This is a genomic window from Acinetobacter sp. 243_ASPC (genome assembly GCF_001054715.1).
Taxonomy (GTDB): Bacteria; Pseudomonadota; Gammaproteobacteria; order Pseudomonadales; family Moraxellaceae; genus Acinetobacter; species Acinetobacter soli.
On record NZ_JVOR01000095.1, the window covers coordinates 167156 to 188638 of the forward strand.

A 21483-nucleotide genomic window follows, 5' to 3' on the forward strand; every position below is an offset into this window, starting at 1 on the left:
TTAGCCGTTAGGATTTAATGTTAAGTCAAAGGGTTGCTCAGCACGAATAGGGTAAGCAACACCATTTTCTTTATACGGTTTAAATTTTGCACTACGTACCGCACGCAGAATCTTGTCATCAAGCGCAGGCACACCACTACTACGGGTAATCCGCGCATTGATAATCTTGCCAGTTTCATCCGCCTCAATCATCACCACAATACTGCGTGTTTGACCTTGCAAATCACGGTTGGTATATGAAGGACGCGGCGTACGACTCCACTGCACCCCAGCACCGCCAATCGATACACTCTTTGGTGACGGGTCGCGGTTCACCTGCGGCTGTGCAGCAGGTTGAGGCTTGGCTTTTTCAACAACCTTTTCCGTAACGGTGGTGGTTGTCGTCACTGGCTTGAAGTCTACCTGTGGCTCAGTTTTCACCACTTGTTTTGGCGTTTCTGCTTGCTTGACCTGTTGAACCTTTTCGACTTTTTTCGGTGGTGCAACTTTCTCTACCACCTTGACTTCCTTCACCTCTTTTTTCGGCTTAGGTTGCTCTTTTTTCGATTCAGGCTTTGGTTCAGGTGGGCGCGGCGGCGGTGCTTGAATTTTTACAAAGCGCACATTGAGTGGTTTTTGTTCAATGGGTTTGAGTTCTGGGCTTTTCATCTGGTTGACAGCCCATAACACTCCCGCATGACCAATCACAACCGCGACAAGTGCAGTGATGACTTTTTTCTTCATCGGATTGGGAGAATTCGGAGGTGTAGAATTCATCGATAGTGCAGGAGATTGACTCATAAGAATCTAATTACCTATTTGAGAAGCAATTCACAATCACAACATGTCATCGCGATACAGCTTATCGGTTCAAACAATTAAAGTATCGCAATAATAAATGAGAAGTGTTTTCATTTTCAACTGTTTTTTTTCACATTCAAAAGATCTACTGAAATTTCAATATTTCTCATTTGATTGGAAAATGCGATACACCCTCTTTATATCAAGATGCATGACTGGTACACACCCTTTAAATGAAATGCTATATCATAACATTAATAAGATTAAAAAAAAGTATGCGGCATGCATACTTTTTTAGGAAATAAACTTATTGGAACACGACAGTTTTGTTGCCATCGACAATAATTCGATCTTCTAAGTGCCATTTGACTGCACGTGCCAGTACGTTACGCTCGACGTCCTGGCCTAGCTCGCGTAATTGCTCAACAGTAAAGTCATGATTGACACGCTCGACATCTTGTTCAATGATCGGCCCCTGATCCAAATCCGCAGTCACGTAGTGAGCAGTTGCACCAATCAGCTTCACCCCCTTTTCATGCGCTTGCTTGTACGGATTTGCCCCTACAAATGCAGGCAAGAACGAGTGATGAATATTAATAATTTTCATCTCCCAGTTTTCAACAAAAGTCTCATCTAGGATTTGCATGTAACGTGCAAGGACTAACAAGTCATTGCCCTGCATCAATTCATCAATTTTGGCGTACGCTTCGCGTTTGTTTTCCTTGTTGACGGGTACCACTTCAAATGGAATACCAAAGTTTTCCACGGCCTCACGTAAATCTTCGTGATTTGAAATGACTTTGGTAATTTCACACGGTAAACCACCGCGCGCATGACGCCAAAGCAATTCAAGTAAGGCATGATCCACTTTCGATACCAAAACACCCACTTTTTTCAGATCGTTGACAAATGCCAAACGCCATTGCATGTTGTAGCGCTCTGCAACATTGGCCGAAAAAGTCTGAATCAAGGTATCCTTACGACTTTGTAAATGTTCTAACTCAAACTCAACACGCATGAAGTAACGTCCGCCTTGAGCCTCTGTAGCGTATTGATCAAGTGCGGTAATATTTGCTCCCTGATGATACAAAAAGCTCGATACAGCTTGCACGATCCCGGGCCTGTCTTCACAAGTAATCAGTAGACGTGCTGTATTGGCAGTAGTGGTGTTCATTTGATTAATATCACTATAGGTCAGTTTAAAAACAAGCGGGCTATTCTAGCGCGTTTTTATCGCAGACTGAATAGGGTCTGACAATTACTCGGTTTTCGAGGAAATGCGCGCAAACAAATCAGATGGACCAAAGCTTTCAAGCAAACGCTCGTAGGTTTCGCGGCTTTCTCCCATCAAATATGGTCCTTCTAAAAATACCATTTGACGAAGCGCCTGCCACACCCATTTCTCTTCCAGATGATTACTGTCGCTAATATGGCCCGACATATACAAAAAGTTGGTCCAGTTGGTCAGCACAATCCATAAATTGATGATCAGGGCTTCAATTTCAGAAGCCGTCATTTTCATCAAACCCGCGTCGACGAAAGCCTGATAAATTTTTTGCCCCTGCTGCATCACCTGCCCAGCAAATTTTGGATAGATCTTTTTAAAGTCATCATTGTTTTCAATTAAATGATAAACATCCCGATGCAAAAAACGGTATTCCCATAACTGACTACTGAGCACTTGAAAATAACGAATCTTGTCATTGGCATTGAGCAATCGATCTTTGGGCAAGGCCAGCATATCCAGTGTTTCACGCTGGTACTGCTCCATAAGCTCCTTAATAATCTCTTGCTTGTTGCGAAAGTGATAATACAAATTACCCGGGCTAATGCCCAATTCAGAGGCAATATGATTGGTGGTGACAGACCGCTCACCACGCTCATTAAACAGTTGCAAGCTGGTATGCAAAATACGATCTTTCGTTTTGACTGTTTTCGATGCGGACATTGTTTACAACCGTTGATATCTAATGCATTAGAAAACTAACACAGAAACCTTCTTGACTCTTTAGAGTATTTACTCTAAAAATTATATATAGCTCAGTTCCACACTATGGTAACGCGTCATGAACAGTCAAACAAAAACAACTTCGATGACTCCACATTCACTTGATGTTCATCACTTACACGATGTCCTAGAGCAGCAAAAACGTGCCTATGAGCGTTATCCTGTTCCATCTGCAAAAGATCGTATTGATCGATTGGCTCGTCTGAAACGTATTTTGGTCAAATATCAGGACCAGTTTGCAGAGGCCATTAATCGCGATTATGGCAACCGTTCGATTGGTGAAACCAAAATCGGTGAACTACTCACCTGTCTTGAACATATTGGCTATTATAGCAAGCATTTGACACAGTGGATGAAACCGTCCAAACGCCATATCAGTATTTTGCATCAACCGGCCAAAGGCTGGGTCGAGTATCAACCGCTCGGTGTAATTGGGATTATTACGCCTTGGAACTATCCATTGCTGTTGTCTGTAGGGCCACTTATTTGTGCGCTGGCCGCTGGCAACCACGCCATGATTAAAATTTCCAGTGCCTCAAGTCAATTTGGTCAAGTCCTTGAAAATGCCCTTTCAGAAGCTTTCCCGCAAGAGTTGGTTACCGTTATTAATGGCGGTGGTGCCATCTCGGATGCCTTTAGTCACCTTCCCTTCGACAAGATGATTTTTACCGGCTCAACTGCAGTGGGTAAAACGGTGATGGCGGCTGCGGCAGAAAATCTGGTACCGGTGATTTTAGAGCTGGGTGGAAAATCCCCAGCCATTGTCCATCCATCAATGGACATGAAAGAGGCTGCGCAGCGTCTTGCGGTGGGTAAACTCTGGAATGCAGGTCAGACCTGCGTCGCACCGGATTATCTCTTTTTACCTAAAGGCCGCGCTGCGGAGTTTATTGAAAACTTCAAGCTGATCGCAACGGGGATGTATCCACATTTGCGTGACAATCAAGATTACACGTCAATTGTCAACGACAAGCAGTATCGACGCCTGCAAGGCTATTTAGATGATGCACGTGCCCAAGGCGCACGTATTATCGAAATTAACCCACATAATGAATCACTTGAAGATGTGCGCAAGATTGCCCCAACGCTACTCACTGGGGTCACCACCGAAATGGACATTATGAAGAATGAAATCTTTGGTCCAATCTTTCCAATTTTTGAATATGATCAAATGGAAGACGTGATCGAGTTTATTAATCGCCGTCCACGCCCACTTGCGCTATACTACTTCGACTTTGATCAGGCACGTGCCGATTACATTGCACAGCGCACGCATTCGGGCCACTTCGGAATCAACACGGTATTGACTCATGTGGCGCAGGATGATCTTCCGTTTGGAGGCGTCGGTGCATCGGGTATGGGTAAATACCATGGCCCTGAAGGTTTTTTCAACTTGTCGCATGAACGTTCAATGATGTCGAATCCAAAGCTCTATAGCTTAAAATATATTCTGCCACCATTTAACAAACCGATTCATCGGCTTATTTCGAAAACACTTCTTCGATAACCTGATCAAGGCATGATCTGTTACACAGCTTCATGCCGCGTTTTTACCGAATTCGCTTGTCTTTTAATCGTATTTTTGGTATAAAACGCCCCTTGAATAAATTCAATCCGTTTATTTGTATGACTGGCCACAGATTTGCTGTTGGCTAAATCAATGGAGTTCCACCATGTCTAAGGTTTGCCAAGTTACCGGCAAGCGTCCAGTCGTTGGAAACAACGTCTCACACGCCAACAACAAAACCAAGCGCCGGTTCGAGCCGAACCTGCACCACCACCGTTTCTGGTTAGAAAGCGAAAAACGTTTCGTACGTCTTCGTCTAACCACTAAAGGTATGCGTATCATCGACAAATTGGGCATTGAAAAGGTTGTAGCTGATCTTCGTGCTCAAGGCCAAAAGATCTAAGGAGACCTTGCAATGCGTGACAAGATTCGCTTAGTTTCTTCAGCTGGTACTGGTTATTTCTACACTACCACGAAGAACAAACGTACTATGCCGGAAAAAATGGAAATCAAAAAATTTGATCCAAAAATCCGTCAACACGTGATTTTCAAAGAAGCTAAAATCAAATAATTTTAGATTCTGTAAAAAAACGACTTCAAATGAAGTCGTTTTTTTTTGCATTATTTTTGTTCTGCTTGTTAATATTTATCAATATAAAAATTTGGCATTTTTTTTGCTAATTCATACACATTCCATATTTAAGGAGTCTTGAGTGCCACATGACGTAGATTTAATTATTTTACTGGCAGTCGGATTTGGTTTGGCCTTATTTTTTGGCTATATCGCTGCACGTCTACGCCTTCCTCCGCTCATTGGCTATTTGGTTGCAGGTATTTTAATTAGCCCCAATACTCCAGGAATTGTCGCCGATATGAAACTCGCCAATCAATTGGCCGAGCTTGGGGTGATGTTTTTAATGTTTGGCGTGGGAATGCACTTTTCCCTCAGTGATTTACTTCAGGTACGCCGTATTGCGCTTCCCGGTGCGATATTACAGATTGCAGTGGCCACATTACTCGGCATTGGCGTGGCGATGTGGTGGGACTGGAGCTTCGGATCTGCGTTGGTCTTTGGTTTAAGTCTATCGTGTGCCAGTACAGTGGTCTTACTCAAAGCGCTTGGTGATCGTGGCCTGCTCGATTCGGTCAACGGCAAAATTGCCGTCGGCTGGCTCTTGGTTGAAGATCTGGTGATGGTCTTGGTACTGGTACTGCTGCCTGCCATGGCCGTACTGCTTGGCGGCAAAGAGCTGGCACACGGTGCAGCGAGCAGCAATATCTGGCTGACCATCGGCTTAACTTTGCTAAAAGTTGCAGGATTTATCGCTTTTATGCTGATTATCGGCAAACGTTTAGTGCCGATGATCATGCAGTTTGTGGCACGTCTGGGTTCCCGTGAGCTGTTTACCCTTACCGTGGTGGCTGCGGCAGTTTCGATCGCCTATGGCTCCTACGCTGTTTTTGGCGTGTCGATGGCACTTGGAGCGTTTTTCGCCGGCATGGTGGTGAAGGAATCCGATTTTAGTCACCGCGCCGAAGAAGAAACGCTACCCCTACGTGAAATTTTTTCGATTTTGTTTTTTGTGTCTGTGGGCATGCTATTCGACCCACGCATTTTGCTTGAGCAACCGCTACAAATTCTGGCAGTTGTAGCGATTATCATGGTAGGTAAAACACTGGCCGCCATGGCACTGGTTTTGTTTTTTCGCTATCCGATCAATACCGCGCTGACTGTTGGTGCCAGTCTGGCACAAATTGGCGAATTCTCGTTTATTTTGGCCACATTGGGTGTGACTTTAGGCCTACTCACGCTCGATGCGCAAAATCTGATTTTGGCAGGGGCGCTGTTTTCAATCACCTTAAACTCTTTTATCTTCTCGGCTATTGAGCCAATCCAGCGCTGGATTCGAGAACGCTCACATCTGGCACGTTTACTCGAACGTAGTGGTGACCCGCTGGCGATGCTGCCCGATGAGCTTGATCAAACCTATTTACGTGATCAAGTGGTGATGGTCGGCTATGGTGAGGTTGGGCGACGCATTACCAAAACCCTCATGCAACAAGAGATTAAGGTGGTGATTGCAGAAGAAAACCGTGAAATTGTCGAAGATTTACGTAAAAAAGGCATTGCTGCAGTGAGTGGTGAAGCGACTGAGCCTAGCGTGCTGATTCAGGCACATATTATGCACGCCAGACTTCTGGTACTCTCGCCAATGGATATTATTGATATTCACCGGATTGTAGATATTGCCAAGCAGTTAAATCCACGCATTGAAGTGCTTTGCTGTGCAGAAAGTCACGAAGAAGCCGACGTGATTCGTAAAGACAATGTAGGACTGGTGTTTTATGCCAAAGAAGAAATGGCCAAAACCATGAGTGCCCATATTTTAGGGCAAATTGAACGTGCACATCAGGCACCAGCAACGCATTAAAAACAACAGATCTAAAAAAAGCGTACTTAAAGTACGCTTTTTTTTAACTCATAAATTCTGGTTGCTCATCCACGACCTCTGCATGCCATTGGTTCACTTGTTTTTCAAGTAAACCAAACAACGCTGCCTGAATCATGTGCTGGGCAACAAGCGCGGTTTGATCGCCGAGAAGTGCTTTGACTTCATCGTTAAACTGGATCTTCACCAAAGGCTCTTGATTAGAGCCCGCATTGCGCAAGGCCAATTCGCCACCTTCAAGTTGAACCAACTCTAAGATTGCTTCTTGGTTACCAAATAATTCTTTCAACTGTTGTATCGACATAAACCCTCCATGCTTCAACATGGTGGCAAAGAGCACCTGCACTTTGCTAACTGTAGAATTTATATATAGGAGCTCTGCTTGAAAATTTCAAGCATCTCCATCGAAAGATGCACTAAAACTCAACCATTTCATTACGAAAACCGTCAATCAGCTGACTCAGTTCTCGGTGCCATTCACGGAGTATTTTGACATCAGGTAACCACGATTGCGGCCCTTGCGTGACTTTAATAATCAGATTTGAAGAGGTTTCTTCTTCAGGTGTCGGCTCAGTCGGCTCAGGTGCATACTGACACATGCGATAAGCACGCTTAAGCTCTGCAATAAAGCCATCTTTGGCAATTTGCTGTAGCACGGCAACTTCAGGCGATACCTGCCCCTTTTCTGCCATTTTCTCTTCAATCGACTTGAGCGTCGGTTGCAGGTCGTTTAAACGATAATAACGCACCAGCTCTTGCAAAAATGCCAGCACAGCACCGTGCAAATGAAAAACCGCAGCTTCACGGTAAGCTTGGGCTTGCTGAACATGCTCAATCTGCTCGGCTTGCTGACACGCCAAACGCGCAAAATAAAGTTTTTGATTGGTTCGGTCGGCATGATAACGAGCAACACGGGACATACAATTTTCCTAATTTCTTGGCATGTGTTATAGGCCTAAGATTAAACTTAATTGAATTCAATGCACAATAAAAAATTACACCACATCCAACTCTATCCAATAAATCTTTCTTCGAGCTGGTATATCCACAGGAGGATGAATGGGCCTAACATTTTCAATGACCCAAGCCCAATAGCCATCTTCCCAATAGCTTGCTTTAGCCTGTTCAATCTCACTTTTCTGCCAAGCATGAACAGATGAAATATCCCCCTATGCAACTGCTCGACCTAATTCCTCATCTCCATCCTGATTCAGATCATGTGCATTTTCAATAATAACTAATATCTTTAAGAGAAAGCTCATTGGGGCGCCATGAACGAATTTCCAAGGTTTTTATGCCTTCAGCAATATAGATTCCCGATGGCGCAACAATCGATAAAGCAGGATAAATTCTTCTCATGATTTTCCCATAAAAAAAGGAGCATCCTCTGCTCCTCTCCTTTAAGCCTGTGGCTTATCTTCAGCCTGCTTTACACGAATTCCTGTCCCATGTAAACGCAAAGTATTTAAACCTTTAATAGCTTTCACCGCTTCACGACCATGTGGCATCTCCACAAAAGCAAAGCCTTTAGATTTACCTGTTTCAGCATCTAAAACCAATTGGCAGGTTTCTACTGTGCCATATTGTTGGAACAGTTTCAGTAACTCAGCTTCTGTGACAGTACGTTCTAAATTACGAACTAAAATTTTCATTTAACAACCTTCAAAAATAGGCAAAATCATCAAAAAGCAATCGCCTACGCTACTTTCTGAACATTGCACATCAACTACCACAATGTAACTCGCTTAGTTTAATCGAGATTAATCCCAAAATCTAAATTAATCGACCGTCGTTCCATTAAGGCACTTTTTACCGTTTGCTGGCGGGGTTTATGATGCGTTTCCAAGGTACATAGATTGCGGGTAAGATCATTTAAGAAATAGCTTTCAACTTTACGTCCTTGCTCATCCACCACATCTCGCGCCCACAGATTCAGATTTTGCTTGGTAAGAATCAGTTCATTCTGTGCACGAGTCAGCGCGACATAGAGCACCCGACGTTCTTCCTCGACCGCGTCAAAGTCACCCTGAGCACGCGCATGTGGGTACTGACCAGCCGTCACATTCGCGACATAACACACTTTCTGCTCCGTACCTTTAGCAGAGTGAATGGTAATCAATGTGACTACATCTGTATCCGACTGACGTTCAATTTCAGAAATAGAAACAGGGTCAAGTACATATTCCTCAAGAAATTCGCTTAATTGTCCATGTTTGGAAGCCAATTGTTTAACCAACTCAAAGTCACCTTGGCGACGGTTCCAGTCTTTTTTATAGTTCTCGGCCAATTGTGCTTCAATTGCTTGAATACCCAAACTAACACACGCTTGTACTTCCTGCTTCAGCACCATCATCTGTTTCATCATTAATAAGGTTTCAACAGGAATACGTCCAAATTGTTCTAATTGATTAAAAATTAATTCGAATTCAGGTTGAAGTAACAACTGCTGTGCCAGACGACTTGCCCCCACATCGCCCACCCCATTCCATAGGGTAAGAAAGCGCATCCACGCAATATCATCCAAAGGATTGGCAATCACACGTAATAAACTGAGTAAATCTTTCACATGGGCTGTTTCAAGCAGTTTCATCCCTCCAATAAACCGATACGGGACATTGGCTGCAATACATGCCGCTTCAATATGCCGCGCAGCAAAGCTAGAACGGACCAAGACCATATGATCCGACCAGTTATGCCCCTGCAAATAATGACGCTCTTTAATATCAATTGCGATCCATTTGGCTTCATCAAACTCATTCGGGAAAATATGCATGCGCGGCTTAACTCCCTCACCTCGATAGGCATCAAGACGCTTGTCATATTGAATCTCCGATTGATCGAGTAACCAATTCGAAAGGTCTAAAATTTCTTGGGTGGAACGATAATTTTTTTCAAGTTTAAACACTTGAGCATTCGGTACACGTTCATTAAAACGATGAATATTTTCAAAATCTGCCCCACGAAAACCATAAATGGACTGTGCATCATCACCAACACAGAACAGACACACTTGATCTTTGAGTGGTTCAAGCAATGCCCACTGTAAGGGATTGGTGTCTTGCATCTCATCCACCAACATGTGCTTACAAATCGATGCGACATAATCAACCAAGCCTTCAGATTGATCGAGTGCTGAAGCCACAATCGCCAAAATATCATCATAGTCCAGAAAGCTACGTGCACGCTTGCGTGTCTCATACTCTTGCATGATCTTGGCGATTTGATCTTTAAATGCCAAATATTCAGGATGTTGCTTCTCTAAAGCATCACTCAATTTCTGGCGGGTATTACGCGCAAAAGAATACAAATCACATAGCTCTTGTGGCTTTGGAAGTTGATTTGGATTCTTCTTGTCATCTTTACCGCGAATCAGACGGAACATCATCAGTTGATCATCCCGATCAATAATCGAGAATTGTTCTAAACCAAAGGCTTTCGGTACACGGCGCAGCAGGTACATACAAAACGTATGAAAAGTCGATGCGCGGAGTCCTTTGGCTTGCTCCCCCAAAGCCAACTCGACCCGCGCCACAATTTCACTGGCTGAACGACGGGTAAAAGTTAAAATTTGAATTTGATTGGCAGGAACCCCTTGCTCAATGAGATAAGCCGCACGTGCCACGATGGTTTTGGTTTTACCACAGCCTGCTCCTGCTAGCACAAGACAATGCTGGGCATGAGTCGTTGCAGCCGCGTGTTGCTGCGGATTTAACTCGCCCATTAATTGGTCAAAACTCATAGCACATCGATCAATTCAAAAATATGCCTTAGTGTAGCAGACTCTACTCCACCTGCGCATGGGGGCTTGTTTTCATCTGTGGCTCGCACCGCTTGCAAAGCTACGCAACAAAAAAATGCGAGCTGTTTGCTCGCATTTTTTATTGGACTTAGGCTTCGATCCACTTGCCCTTTTCAAACACCAGACTCCATTTGGTCTGTTTACCTTCTGGTGTTTCAGATCCGATGTACTGGGCCTGATTTTTTCGGCTGAATTTAATCAGTGTCGGGTTACCTTCTGGGTCTGCATCGGGCGCATCTAACAGATATTGATACTTTGGATCGAGTTGCTCGGCCACCGTGCGAAGCTCAGCTACTTTTGGCGCTCGCGTTTCACGAATTTTTGGAAACTTGCTGGCTGCCAAAAATAAGCCCGCAGCACCATCACGCAAGACAAAATAATCATCATGCTTGGTCGAGCGCAAGTGCTCCATCTTGATCGGATCTACACGCGGAGGTGCAGGTTGACCACTTTTCAATACTTTACGGGTATTGTCACAGCTGGTGCAGGCAAAGTATGGTCCAAAACGTCCCGTCTTGAGCTGCATTTCACCATCACATTTATCGCATGGGATGGTCGGGCCGTCATAACCCTTGATTTTAAACTCGCCTTCTTCGACTTCGTAGCCGTCACAATCTGGGTTGTTGCCACATACGTGCAGCTTACGGCCACCATCGATCACGTAGCTATCCATCGCGGTGCCACATTTTGCACAGCGATGTTTGGCCATCAAATCTGCTGTTTCAGCAGCATCATCGTCGGAAAATGCAGCCAACGATTCCACAGGGGTTAAGTTCAGGGTACCTTTGCAACGTTCTTTTGGTGGCAGGTTATAACCAGAACATCCTAAAAACACGCCTGTGGTGCCCGTACGAATCTGCATTGGTCGACCGCACAATTGGCAGGCCACATCTGGCACTTCAATCGGCTGATTACGACGCATGCCATCATTGCTGGCAGCAGTATTCAAACGATTTTTGAAATCACCATAAAAACTGTCGAGCAATTCTTTCCAGTTGCGTTCGCCTGTCGCGACTTTATCAAGCTGACCTTCTAAATCTGCGGTAAACGCATAATTCATCAGGTTGTTAAAGCTCTCGTCGAGTCGGTCCGTCACAATCTCGCCCATTTTCTCGGCAAATAAACGACGATTTTCCAGCTTGACATAGCCTCGATCCTGAATGGTCGAGATAATCGCCGCATAGGTCGATGGACGACCAATCCCACGTTTTTCCAGTTCTTTAACTAAAGAGGCTTCGGTAAAACGCGCAGGCGGTTTGGTAAAGTGCTGACTTGGATCGAGTTTTTCAAGTTTGAGTGTTTCGCCAACTTTTACCGCAGGCAGTAACACGTCGTCGTCGGATTTGTTGGCACCACGAACACGGGTAAAGCCGTCAAACACCAAGGTACGGCCTTTGGCACGTAATTCAATATTATTGGCATCGACCGTAAGCGTCGATGACAGATATTCAGCAGGCGTCATTTGGCATGCCACGAACTGGCGCCAGATCAGATCATAAAGTCGCTGCGCATCACGTTCCATTCCTGCAAGTTGGTCACCTGTCAGTGCTACATTGGATGGGCGAATGGCTTCGTGCGCCTCTTGTGCGCCAGCTTTGTTGCCATAGCGGTTTGGTTTGGCAGGAACATATTTGTCGCCAAACTGTTGCTGAATATGCTCGCGTACCATATTCACCGCATCATCACTTAAAAAAGTCGAATCGGTACGCATATAGGTAATAAAACCAGCCTCATATAAGCGCTGTGCCATCATCATGGTCTTTTTCACTGAAAAGCCCAAACGTGTGCTGGCAGCCTGCTGCAAGGTCGAGGTGATATACGGTGCGCTTGGATTGACCTTGGTCGGTTTGTCTTCGCGCTGTGCAACTTTATATTCGGCATCTTGAAGCAGCTTCAAAACAGCATCGGTGTCTGCTTTGTTACGCAGCTTCAGCGTTTTGCCCGCCTGTTTAACGGCTTCTAAGCGAATTTGATCTTTTTTAGATAGCGTATCGGCGAAAATCTGCCAGTATTCTTCGGGAATAAAAGCACGAATTTCACGCTCACGCTCAACCACCAGCTTAACCGCGACCGACTGCACGCGTCCGGCAGATAAGCCACGTGCAATTTTTTCCCACAATAAGGGCGAAATCATGAAGCCAACCACGCGATCTAGGAAGCGACGCGCTTGCTGAGCATTGACTTTATTGGTATCGAGTCGTGCGGGGTGCTTAAATGCTTCCTGAATGGCATTTTTAGTGATTTCGTTAAACACCACACGCTGATAACGACTCTCGTCGCCACCGATCACTTCTTTTAAATGCCATGCAATCGCCTCTCCCTCACGGTCCAAATCCGTTGCGAGATAAACTTCATCGACTTGCGAAGCAAGTTTTTTCAGCTCGGCCACGACATTTTCTTTGCCTGGCAAGACTTCGTACTGCGCCGTCCAACCGTGCTCAGGATCTACTCCCATACGATTAATCAAGGCCGTTTGAGCTTTTTTCTCTTTTTCTTCAGCGCTGAGTTTGGCTCGGCTGACTGGCTTTTTTTCACTTGATTTGGCTGAACCACCTGTCGGCAAATCTCGCACATGGCCGACCGAAGACTTTACAATGTACTGAGAGCCTAAATACTTGTTGATGGTTTTCGCTTTAGCAGGCGACTCCACAATCACTAAGGCACGTTTATTCGCAGCAGACTCTGAAGATGCTGAAGTGCTCTTTTTGCTTGCGGATCGAGGGGCATTCGCCATAATAAACTGTTTTTCCTGTGAATTAATAATGTTTAGACTTCGGCGAGCTTAAGTAAATACGCTTTCATCTCGTCAAGTTGTGTTGCTTTTAGATCGGATTCTTCATCCCAGTACACGCCGACACAGTTTGCCTGCATATCAATAGCATAAATCCCTTTTAATGCAATGGTGGAATGATTAAATTTAGTATCCCCAGCCACGACATTGAGCTGATTGTCCACCACACGCGCACGCATTAGAGCTAAACGCGCTTCTGGAATCAGTACACTATAGTAGGCGACCATACTGGCACGGTTTTCAGAGGCCATCGGAATTTTTGTCCACTCAGGGGCTGGAACAAGACGTGGATGCAGTCCGATCTTACGCGCTTTGTCACGCATCAATCCTAACGCTTTTTCGCGCGGACTGACGCGCAAGCCAAAAATTGAGCCCAATACAAAGACCACGATAATAATCGCAACCCATAATCCTAAATGTTCCATAGTTAACCCTGTTCTACTCTTTTATTAGAGTTGCATAAGCGCAACATAAAACGCAAGTTTTTCATGCAAAGCATCTTAAGCTGGCGCAATGGCCTGTAAAACGAATGCGTTCAGTGAATAAATGTCTGGGCTGTATAATGTAGCTGATCATCATCTAACTGAATGTATCCCTTATCCATTAACCCTTTCAAAAGATGATGAATATTGGCTTTGGGAAACCAGTCTTGCAACATATCGCGTAAGCTGAAAATATCTTTGGGCCGTGCCAGTTTGAGTTCATGGAGTTTTTGTAACGCCTGCCATTGCAACTCATCTAAAGACGGCGGAAAAGGTCCTTCGGCTGGCGCCTGCTGTTCTTTTAAAAACTGCATGATGGTATCGACATCCCCCACCACCACTTGTGGCATCGCGCTATGGGCTTGGCTTTTCTTCGGCTGTACCTCGGGCGGCTGAGTCTTTGTGCTAGACGCAAGTTCAAGTGCTATCCATTGTTTTAGCATCTTTTTGCGAAAGCGCACTTGCCCTTGATCGCGTTTAATCAATTTCAAACTCACCAGCAGCGCCAGAACTTGCGGCACCTGATCTGCACTGAGTTTTAAGATATTGGCAATCGAATTTTTAAGGGCGTCCATGGTCAAGGGTAAACGATCGGGAGCTTGACCAATTGCATCACAGTAGCGCTTGATTTGTAATAAAGCCGGTTGTTCGGCCACAGTATGTGCAGCCGGCATCGCACTGCTGTTCGCCTCTAGACGCGCAGTATCTTGTGTAACAACTGTTTTGCCCGCTGCGCGCAGCAACTCCGCCAGTTCATTTGCGGCTGAATGCTTCGACTGGAGCTCTATCGATGCTTCTGGATCTAAAAGTGCCAGCAACTGTCCTGCAAGCAAGGCATAGGCTGAAGATTTAGCCGTATGTGTTGGTGTGTCGAGTACCACCAGTTGCCCACTGCTGACCCAACTCGCTAACTCCGTGAGCGCCTGCAAATTACAGGTGAGTTTGTCACGTAAATTAAAGACATAAATCAGCTGATCATTTTCAATATATGAACGCAAAAGGTCGATCTGAATGGAGGTCTTTTCCAGATCGATGAGCAGAATACTTTTCATTTCAGATCACTTTGGGGCAAAAGGTGTCAGGTTAAACTTAATAATGTGGCGGCTTATTGGTCATCGGGTCGAAAGGCGCAATACCTTCAGATAAATCGGAGGCGTCGACACGCTGATATAAAATTTGCATTTGTTTTTTCAAATCAGCAATTTCAAGTGACTGTAAAGCCAACTGTGTATTTAATTGCTCAACTAATTCATCTAAAAATGCAATTCGGACTTGCAAATCTTCAATGGGTGCGGAAAATGACGCATGATCATCAGACTCTGTTGGTTTAGTCATTTAACTCTCCTCATTTGGGATTCTGGAAAACATTATGGCCTATATTACTTTAAGGGATGTCCAACTTGCATTTGGTGGACCTGCCCTCCTCGACGGCGCGAACTTCGTACTCGAACGTGGCGAACGAGTGTGTTTGATTGGTCGTAATGGTGAGGGTAAGTCTACTTTACTTAAGCTCATTGAGGGAAGTCTCTTGCCCGACCGTGGTGAAGTTTCCATTCAAAATGGCTTAACTGTTTCTATGCTGGCGCAAGATGTACCGATGGATTCAGGTAAAGTGGCCGACATTGTAGCCGATGGGGCTGGCGAAGCGGCGGTGGTACTCAAAGCCTATCATGAAGCCAGTGATGCCTGTGTGCTGGGTGATATGGACGCCTGTGACCGGATGGGCCACTTACAACACAAACTTGACCAGCTCGATGGTTGGGCGCTTGAAAACAAGGTCAATACCATTTTAGGCAAGATGGGACTCGATCCGAATGCTGATCTGGCCGATCTTTCAGGCGGTCGTAAGCGTCGTGTATTGCTGGCTCGTGCCCTACTGACTCAACCTGACATCTTGCTCCTTGACGAACCGACCAACCATTTGGATGTAGAAAGTATTGAGTGGCTTGAGAAGTTTCTTCTTGAACAAAACAATCTGACCTTACTGTTTATTTCGCATGACCGTTCGTTTGTCGATCGTCTGGCCACACGTATCGTCGAGCTAGACCGTGGTATTTTGCGTAGCTATGAAGGTAACTATTCTCGTTACCTTGATCTAAAAGCACAGCAACTTGAAGCCGAAGAAAAGCAAAATGCGCTATTTGAGAAAAAACTCGCCGAAGAAGAGGCTTGGATTCGTCAGGGTATTAAAGCACGTCGTACTCGTAACGAAGGCCGTGTTCGTGCCCTAAAGGCATTACGTGAAGAATCGAAGGCACGTCGTTTCCAACAAGGCAAAGTCGCCATGGGTGTTCAGGATGCTCAGCGCTCGGGCAAATTGGTGTTTGATATTGAGCACTTGAGCGTGAGTTATGATACAAAGCCATTGATTCATGACTTTTCTGCCGTGGTTCTGCGCGGTGACCGGATTGGATTGGTTGGTGATAACGGCGTAGGCAAAACCACATTGATCAAAGCCATTTTGGGTGAGCTTGAGCATGAAGGGACAGTCAAAACCGGCACTCAACTCGAAGTCGCGTATTTCGACCAGTTGCGTAACCAACTTGAACTAGAAAAATCGGTGATGGCCAATGTCTCTGAAGGGTCAGATTTTGTCGATGTAAACGGTCAGCGTCGACACATTTACAGTTATTTGCAAGATTTTCTATTTTCTCCAGAACGTGCGCGTACGCCGGTTAAAGCATTATCGGGGGGTGAACGTAATCGTGTCTTACTGGCCAAGTTACTGCTTAAACCATCGAACCTGATCGTCATGGACGAGCCAACCAACGATTTGGACATGGTGACATTAGAACTGCTCGAAGAAATGCTGGCAGACTATACAGGGACCCTACTGCTGATCAGTCATGACCGTGCCTTTATGGACAATGTCGTCACCTCAACATGGGTCTTTGATGGCAAAGGCGGTATTGAAGAGTATGTCGGCGGCTATCAGGACTATTTAATGCAGCGTCCGAACCAGACAGTGGTCGATCAAAAAGCAGATGTGAAAAAAGCCCAAGCCAAAGCCGCAGCAAATACCGCTCCCGCGCAGAAAAAAGTGAAACTGAGTTTTAAAGATCAGCGCGAACTTGAACAACTTCCAGTTGAAATTGAAAAACTTGAAGCCGAGCAAACGCAACTCTCAGATCAACTCGCAGATGGTTCGTGGTTTGTAAAAGATGCAGTAGCAGCAACAGCAGCCAGTGAGCGTCTGGCCGAGATTGAAGAGCTGTTGCTTGAAAAACTTGAGCGCTGGGAAGCACTGGAAAGTTTAACAAAAGGCAATTAAAACCAAGTTTCAACGATCCTCTTCTCGTTCGCGATGGAGAGGATTTTTTTATCCATAACTAAACAAGATACAAGCTCAATTTAGAGCATCTGCTTTTCTGGAAAAGTTTAGACCATTGCCACTTCAACCCCATGATCATGACGCTACAAGTTCAAAATCAGTTCATGTTACACTTCTCGTTCTTTTAAGCGACGACTTACTGTACACGTATGAGCCAGCCATCCTCCTATACCCCCGGTCAATTTCAATGGTCTTTCTTGTTACCAAAGTATTGGGGTGTCTGGATCGGGATCGTATTTTTGATGCTGCTGGCAATTTTACCGTGGGCAGTTCAATGGCGTCTGGCACATGCACTGGGCAATTTTGCATTTAAATATCTCAAATCACGCCGTAAAACCACCGTTCGCAACCTTGAAGTCTGTTTTCCCGAGTGGTCTGAGGCCGAAGTACAACAGCAAGCACGACAGGTTTTTATCGATATGATGCTGGGGGTATTTGAAACCCTGAATGCGTGGTACTGCCCCGGCTGGTTTAAACAGCGCTGTAGCATTGAAGGACTCGAACACATTACCGACGCCCAAGCGAGAGGACAAGGTGTGTTGTTGATGGGAACACATAGTACGCTACTCGATGCGGGTGGATATCTGTGCGCACAGTATTTTGAACCTGATGTGGTTTATCGTCCGCAAAACAACCCCTTACTCGATATGCTGATTTATCGTTGCCGCGCAACCATTTATAAACATCAGATTGATCACGATGATATGCGTGGCCTCATTCGTAAACTTAAAGACGGCGATGCCATTTGGTACAGTCCAGATCAGGACTTTGGTCTGAAGCAAGGCGTAATGGCACCTTTTTTTAGCGTGCCTGCTGCGACTGTTACGGCACATCGTCGTTTATTAAAAATAGCCAAAGCGGCGGCTGTACCTTTGTATTTTTATCGTCACGGTGATATTCGAAATCCGAAATATCATGTTTTAATTGAACCTGCCATTGATCATTTTCCAAGTGAAGATGAAGTGGACGATGCAACACGCGTAAACAAAATTATTGAAAATCAGCTACGTATTGCACCGACACAATATATGTGGTTCCATCGTCGCTTCAAAACACGTCCAGATGGATATGACAAAATCTACTAATTCCAATCGGCCAATGAGACCTTTTCATGAAAGTGATGCAACTTCTTCCAGAGCTCAATAGTGGTGGTGTAGAACGCGGCACACTTGAAATTGCCCGTGCACTGGTTAAGGAAGGGCATCAGTCCGTGGTGGTCTCTAATGGTGGACGGCTGGTTGCACAGCTTGAAGCTGAAGGCTCAACGCATCTTACCCTGCCTATTCATAAAAAATCATTGTCTAGTCTTTGGCAAATTCGTCCTTTACGTCGACTCATACAAACCGAGCAACCCGATATTGTACACGTCCGCTCACGGGTTCCGGCATGGCTGACCCATTTTGCACTTCGCGGCATGCCAGCACATAGCCGCCCTCATCTGGTGAGTACCGTGCATGGCTTCTATTCGATCAATCGCTACAGCGCCATCATGACGCAAGCGGAAAAGGTGATTGCGGTTTCCGACAGTGTGGTGGATTACATCACCACGCATTATCCGCAGTGTCCACCAGAGCGGATTGTTCGGATTTATCGTGGCATTGATCCAAAGGCATTTCCGCACGGCTATCAGCCATCGGCACAGTGGATAAATCAGATATACACCTTGTTTCCACAACTTGAAAACAAGTTTCTGATTTGTTTGCCGGGACGGATCACTCGGCTAAAAGGCCATGAAACCCTGATTGAATTGATGGAAAACCTGCAAGCCGAGTATCCCGATGTACATGCCATTGTGGTCGGTGGTGCAGATCCAAAGAAAAAAGCCTATCTGGATGAACTCGAAGCCACCATTCGTGATCGAGGATTACGTGACAAGATTACCTTTGTCGGACATACCTCAGAAATTCGTGAGTGGCTTGCAATCAGCGATCTGGTGCTGTCTTTGTCTAATCAGGCCGAAACCTTTGGACGAACGGCTCTTGAAGCATTGTCTTTGGGCACGCCCGTTGTGGGATGGAAGCGAGGTGGTGTTGCTGAAATTTTATCGAGCCTATATCCGCAAGGCTTGATTGAAGTAGATGATCGGGTTGCCCTGACAGACGCCATCAAACGACATCTGGATCAACCCCAAATGGTTGCACCTGTCGATCGTTTTCGTCTAGATGAAATGTGTGGTCAGACACTCGCGTTATATCGTGAATTGACACAAACCCAATAAAAAAACAGGAAGCATATGCTTCCTGTTTTTTTAAAAGGAGGTCGATTAAGCCTTCGGCTGGTTCAACGTCGCTTCGTATTCTTTTGCTTTTTCAAAATCGTAAGCATTTTCCCACTTACTGATCACCAGCACAGCCAAGGCGTTACCCACGACATTAAGTGCCGTACGTGCCATGTCCATAATACGGTCAACACCTGCGATAAACGCCAAACCTTCTAGTGGAATACCGACACTACCCAATGTTGCCAGTAACACCACAAACGATACGCCCGGAACACCTGCAATTCCTTTAGAGGTAATCATTAAGGTGATCACCAAAATAATTTGCTGCATCAACGACAACTCAATGCCATAAAGCTGCGCAATAAAGATTGCGGCGATACTTTGGTAGAGCGTAGAACCATCAAGGTTGAACGAATAGCCTGTTGGAATCACAAAACTACTGATCGCTTTTGGCGCGCCGTAAGCTTCCATTTTTTGCATGATACGCGGTAAAACGGTTTCAGAGCTGGCAGTAGAGTACGCCAAGATCAATTCATCTTTTAAGATACGCATCACGGTCAAGATGTTGATCTTGAAGATACGTGCAGTAATGCCGAGCACCACAAAAGCAAAGAACAAGATTGCGGCATAAACCAAAACCACCAACTTACCGAGCGGAATTAGCGATGCAAAACCAAAGTTGGCAACGGTCACTGCAATCAAGCCAAATACACCAATTGGCGCATATTTCATGATGATGTGAGTCACGCGGAACATGGTTTCAGATACGGCATGAAACACATGCAATAACGGCTCTTTGGTGGTGGTTGGTAATGAAGATAAACCGATACCAAACAACACAGCAAAGAAAATCACCGGCAGCATTTCACCATGTGCCATAGAGTTGATGATATTGGTTGGAATCATCGACAAAATGGTCTGGATCAGGCCATGTGACTGAGATTGTACTTCTTGCGTGGTGTGCTGATATTGAGTGATATCCGCTTTCACCAAATGAGACATATCTACGCCAGCACCAGGCTGAAAAATATTGGCTGCAATCAATCCAACAACAATCGCGATTGTAGTAATGATTTCAAAATAAAGAATGGTTTTAAAACCCAGACGACCCAGACTTTTGGTCGATCCAACGCCTGCAATACCCAAAATCAGAGTAGAGAACACAATTGGAATCACAATCATCTTGATCAAGCTAATAAAGATCTGACCCAACGGTTTCAGAACGTTATTTACCATGAAATCTTTATATTCAGGCTGATTATGTAAAATAGCCCCAACAACAATCCCTAGGATCAACGCAATTAAAATTTGCCATGCGAGGCTAATTTTAAAATTTTTCATAAGATAATCCTTATGCGTGACAAGCACAAAATTAGAACGGGAGAAAACCATTTGCTCTACAAATAGTTCGTTCGTAAAACTCCTTTTTATGAGATCTTAGAAAAACTCAGCGATCATCATCATGGCATTTAGGCATATAAAGTCGTTTCTACGGACTGTGAGCGATAAAATGATCGCAACATTCTATTGAGATTTAATTATTAAACAAGGCTTAACTGATGAAAACAGGGTTTAAAATGATAAAAATAACAATTTATTTAATATTTTCAAAAACTTAAAAAGAAAACAGATGATCACTTATCAATCAAAACCGGGCTAAAAATGCACCATATTGAGGATTTATGCAATTTTTTTATTCAAATTAAGTAGTTTTTTTAACCAAAATCAGTGTGTAAATTCGTCATCCATGTATCTAATTGCACAAATTAAACACAAACCTATAAATTTTGGGATCATGAAAAAACAGCATGAACATTTGATAAATGTATTGCTTTTGTAACAAAAGGTAAAATTTAAGAGTGTTTCCTAGATTAAAATATAGGATTGAAAAAGGATAATACAGATAAACACAACCCGAGTTATACATCCTGTAAAACTCGGGTTAATGAGGTTGTGCTTTCGAGACATTTCTTGTTTTGTGTTGCGTCCATCGCAGCATCAAGTCCGTGATGCATCCCAATCAGCGTCGTCTTCCTTAGTGGGATGATCCGTTCCCGTGTTCCGTGTGCCGATGAAGTTATAGTATCCCGATGTACGACAGCTGCCTATTGGCT

19 protein-coding genes and 1 pseudogene are annotated in these 21483 nt (G+C 44.7%); 7 read left to right on the forward strand and 13 right to left on the reverse strand.

The genetic code is table 11. The annotated features are described in order from the left end of the window. The 3 genes from ADA42_RS12915 to ADA42_RS12925 all read right to left on the reverse strand — a co-directional run bounded on the left by ADA42_RS12915 (position 1) and on the right by ADA42_RS12925 (position 2728). Positions 1-780, reverse strand: coding sequence for an energy transducer TonB family protein (locus ADA42_RS12915; RefSeq protein ID WP_048765646.1), 780 nt, complete (start codon positions 778-780; stop codon positions 1-3). A gap of 307 nt (positions 781-1087) precedes the next feature. Beyond that, entirely contained in the window at positions 1088-1954 is an 867-nt protein-coding gene (purU, locus tag ADA42_RS12920) for a formyltetrahydrofolate deformylase (RefSeq protein WP_004932769.1), read from the reverse strand. Between the two features lie 84 nt (positions 1955-2038). After that, positions 2039-2728, reverse strand: a complete 690-nt coding sequence (locus ADA42_RS12925) for a TetR/AcrR family transcriptional regulator (protein WP_004932767.1) — start codon at positions 2726-2728, stop codon at positions 2039-2041. Positions 2729-2846: 118 nt separating this feature from the next. Between ADA42_RS12925 and ADA42_RS12930 the strand changes: the two genes are divergently transcribed. The 4 genes from ADA42_RS12930 to ADA42_RS12945 all read left to right on the forward strand — a co-directional run bounded on the left by ADA42_RS12930 (position 2847) and on the right by ADA42_RS12945 (position 6727). Continuing rightward, complete coding sequence (locus ADA42_RS12930; RefSeq protein WP_004932763.1) at positions 2847-4295, forward strand: coniferyl aldehyde dehydrogenase; 1449 nt, start codon at positions 2847-2849, stop codon at positions 4293-4295. Between the two features lie 166 nt (positions 4296-4461). Further along, positions 4462-4698: a 50S ribosomal protein L28 gene (rpmB, locus tag ADA42_RS12935; RefSeq protein WP_000048256.1), complete on the forward strand. Its 237-nt coding sequence runs from the start codon at positions 4462-4464 to the stop codon at positions 4696-4698. A 12-nt stretch (positions 4699-4710) separates the two neighbouring features. After that, the gene (gene rpmG, locus ADA42_RS12940; protein WP_001205031.1) at positions 4711-4866 is read left to right on the forward strand and encodes a 50S ribosomal protein L33; all 156 of its coding nucleotides are present in this window, start codon (positions 4711-4713) and stop codon (positions 4864-4866) included. Positions 4867-5008: 142 nt separating this feature from the next. Continuing rightward, positions 5009-6727, forward strand: a complete 1719-nt coding sequence (locus ADA42_RS12945; RefSeq protein WP_004932760.1) for a cation:proton antiporter — start codon at positions 5009-5011, stop codon at positions 6725-6727. Between the two features lie 43 nt (positions 6728-6770). Here the strand turns inward: ADA42_RS12945 and ADA42_RS12950 are convergent, their stop codons facing one another. From ADA42_RS12950 to ADA42_RS12990, 9 genes and pseudogenes are all read right to left on the reverse strand, one after another. Then, a complete protein-coding gene (locus ADA42_RS12950) occupies positions 6771-7049 on the reverse strand; it encodes a hypothetical protein (RefSeq protein ID WP_004932755.1) in 279 nt (92 codons plus the stop codon). 112 nt (positions 7050-7161) lie between these two features. Continuing rightward, entirely contained in the window at positions 7162-7665 is a 504-nt protein-coding gene (locus ADA42_RS12955; protein WP_004932752.1) for a DUF6586 family protein, read from the reverse strand. 75 nt (positions 7666-7740) lie between these two features. Further along, positions 7741-8104: pseudogene (locus ADA42_RS18790) on the reverse strand (ASCH domain-containing protein). 41 nt (positions 8105-8145) lie between these two features. Then, complete coding sequence (locus ADA42_RS12965; RefSeq protein ID WP_004943769.1) at positions 8146-8397, reverse strand: RNA recognition motif domain-containing protein; 252 nt, start codon at positions 8395-8397, stop codon at positions 8146-8148. 98 nt (positions 8398-8495) lie between these two features. After that, a complete protein-coding gene (locus ADA42_RS12970) occupies positions 8496-10484 on the reverse strand; it encodes an ATP-dependent helicase (protein WP_004943772.1) in 1989 nt (662 codons plus the stop codon). A 148-nt stretch (positions 10485-10632) separates the two neighbouring features. Beyond that, positions 10633-13278 (reverse strand): type I DNA topoisomerase, encoded by a 2646-nt coding sequence (topA, locus tag ADA42_RS12975; RefSeq protein WP_004932739.1) that lies wholly within the window; start codon positions 13276-13278, stop codon positions 10633-10635. 32 nt (positions 13279-13310) lie between these two features. Beyond that, a complete protein-coding gene (locus ADA42_RS12980; protein WP_004943776.1) occupies positions 13311-13760 on the reverse strand; it encodes a hypothetical protein in 450 nt (149 codons plus the stop codon). Between the two features lie 110 nt (positions 13761-13870). Beyond that, positions 13871-14869, reverse strand: a complete 999-nt coding sequence (locus ADA42_RS12985) for a hypothetical protein (protein ID WP_004932733.1) — start codon at positions 14867-14869, stop codon at positions 13871-13873. 37 nt (positions 14870-14906) lie between these two features. Next, entirely contained in the window at positions 14907-15152 is a 246-nt protein-coding gene (locus ADA42_RS12990; protein ID WP_004932731.1) for a SlyX family protein, read from the reverse strand. Between the two features lie 34 nt (positions 15153-15186). Here ADA42_RS12990 and ADA42_RS12995 point away from each other — a divergent pair, with 34 nt between their 5' ends. The 3 genes from ADA42_RS12995 (at position 15187) to ADA42_RS13005 (ending at position 19366) form a co-directional block, all read left to right on the forward strand. Then, the gene (locus ADA42_RS12995) at positions 15187-17088 is read left to right on the forward strand and encodes an ATP-binding cassette domain-containing protein (RefSeq protein ID WP_004932728.1); all 1902 of its coding nucleotides are present in this window, start codon (positions 15187-15189) and stop codon (positions 17086-17088) included. Positions 17089-17297: 209 nt separating this feature from the next. Continuing rightward, entirely contained in the window at positions 17298-18233 is a 936-nt protein-coding gene (lpxL, locus tag ADA42_RS13000) for an LpxL/LpxP family Kdo(2)-lipid IV(A) lauroyl/palmitoleoyl acyltransferase (RefSeq protein ID WP_039909735.1), read from the forward strand. A gap of 26 nt (positions 18234-18259) precedes the next feature. Continuing rightward, positions 18260-19366, forward strand: a complete 1107-nt coding sequence (locus tag ADA42_RS13005) for a glycosyltransferase family 4 protein (RefSeq protein ID WP_048765652.1) — start codon at positions 18260-18262, stop codon at positions 19364-19366. A gap of 45 nt (positions 19367-19411) precedes the next feature. On the opposite strand, the gene gltP is transcribed toward ADA42_RS13005, so the two are convergent. After that, on the reverse strand, positions 19412-20710 hold the full coding sequence (gene gltP, locus ADA42_RS13010) for a glutamate/aspartate:proton symporter GltP (RefSeq protein ID WP_004932722.1): 1299 nt from the start codon (positions 20708-20710) through the stop codon (positions 19412-19414). Positions 20711-21483 lie beyond the last annotated feature (773 nt).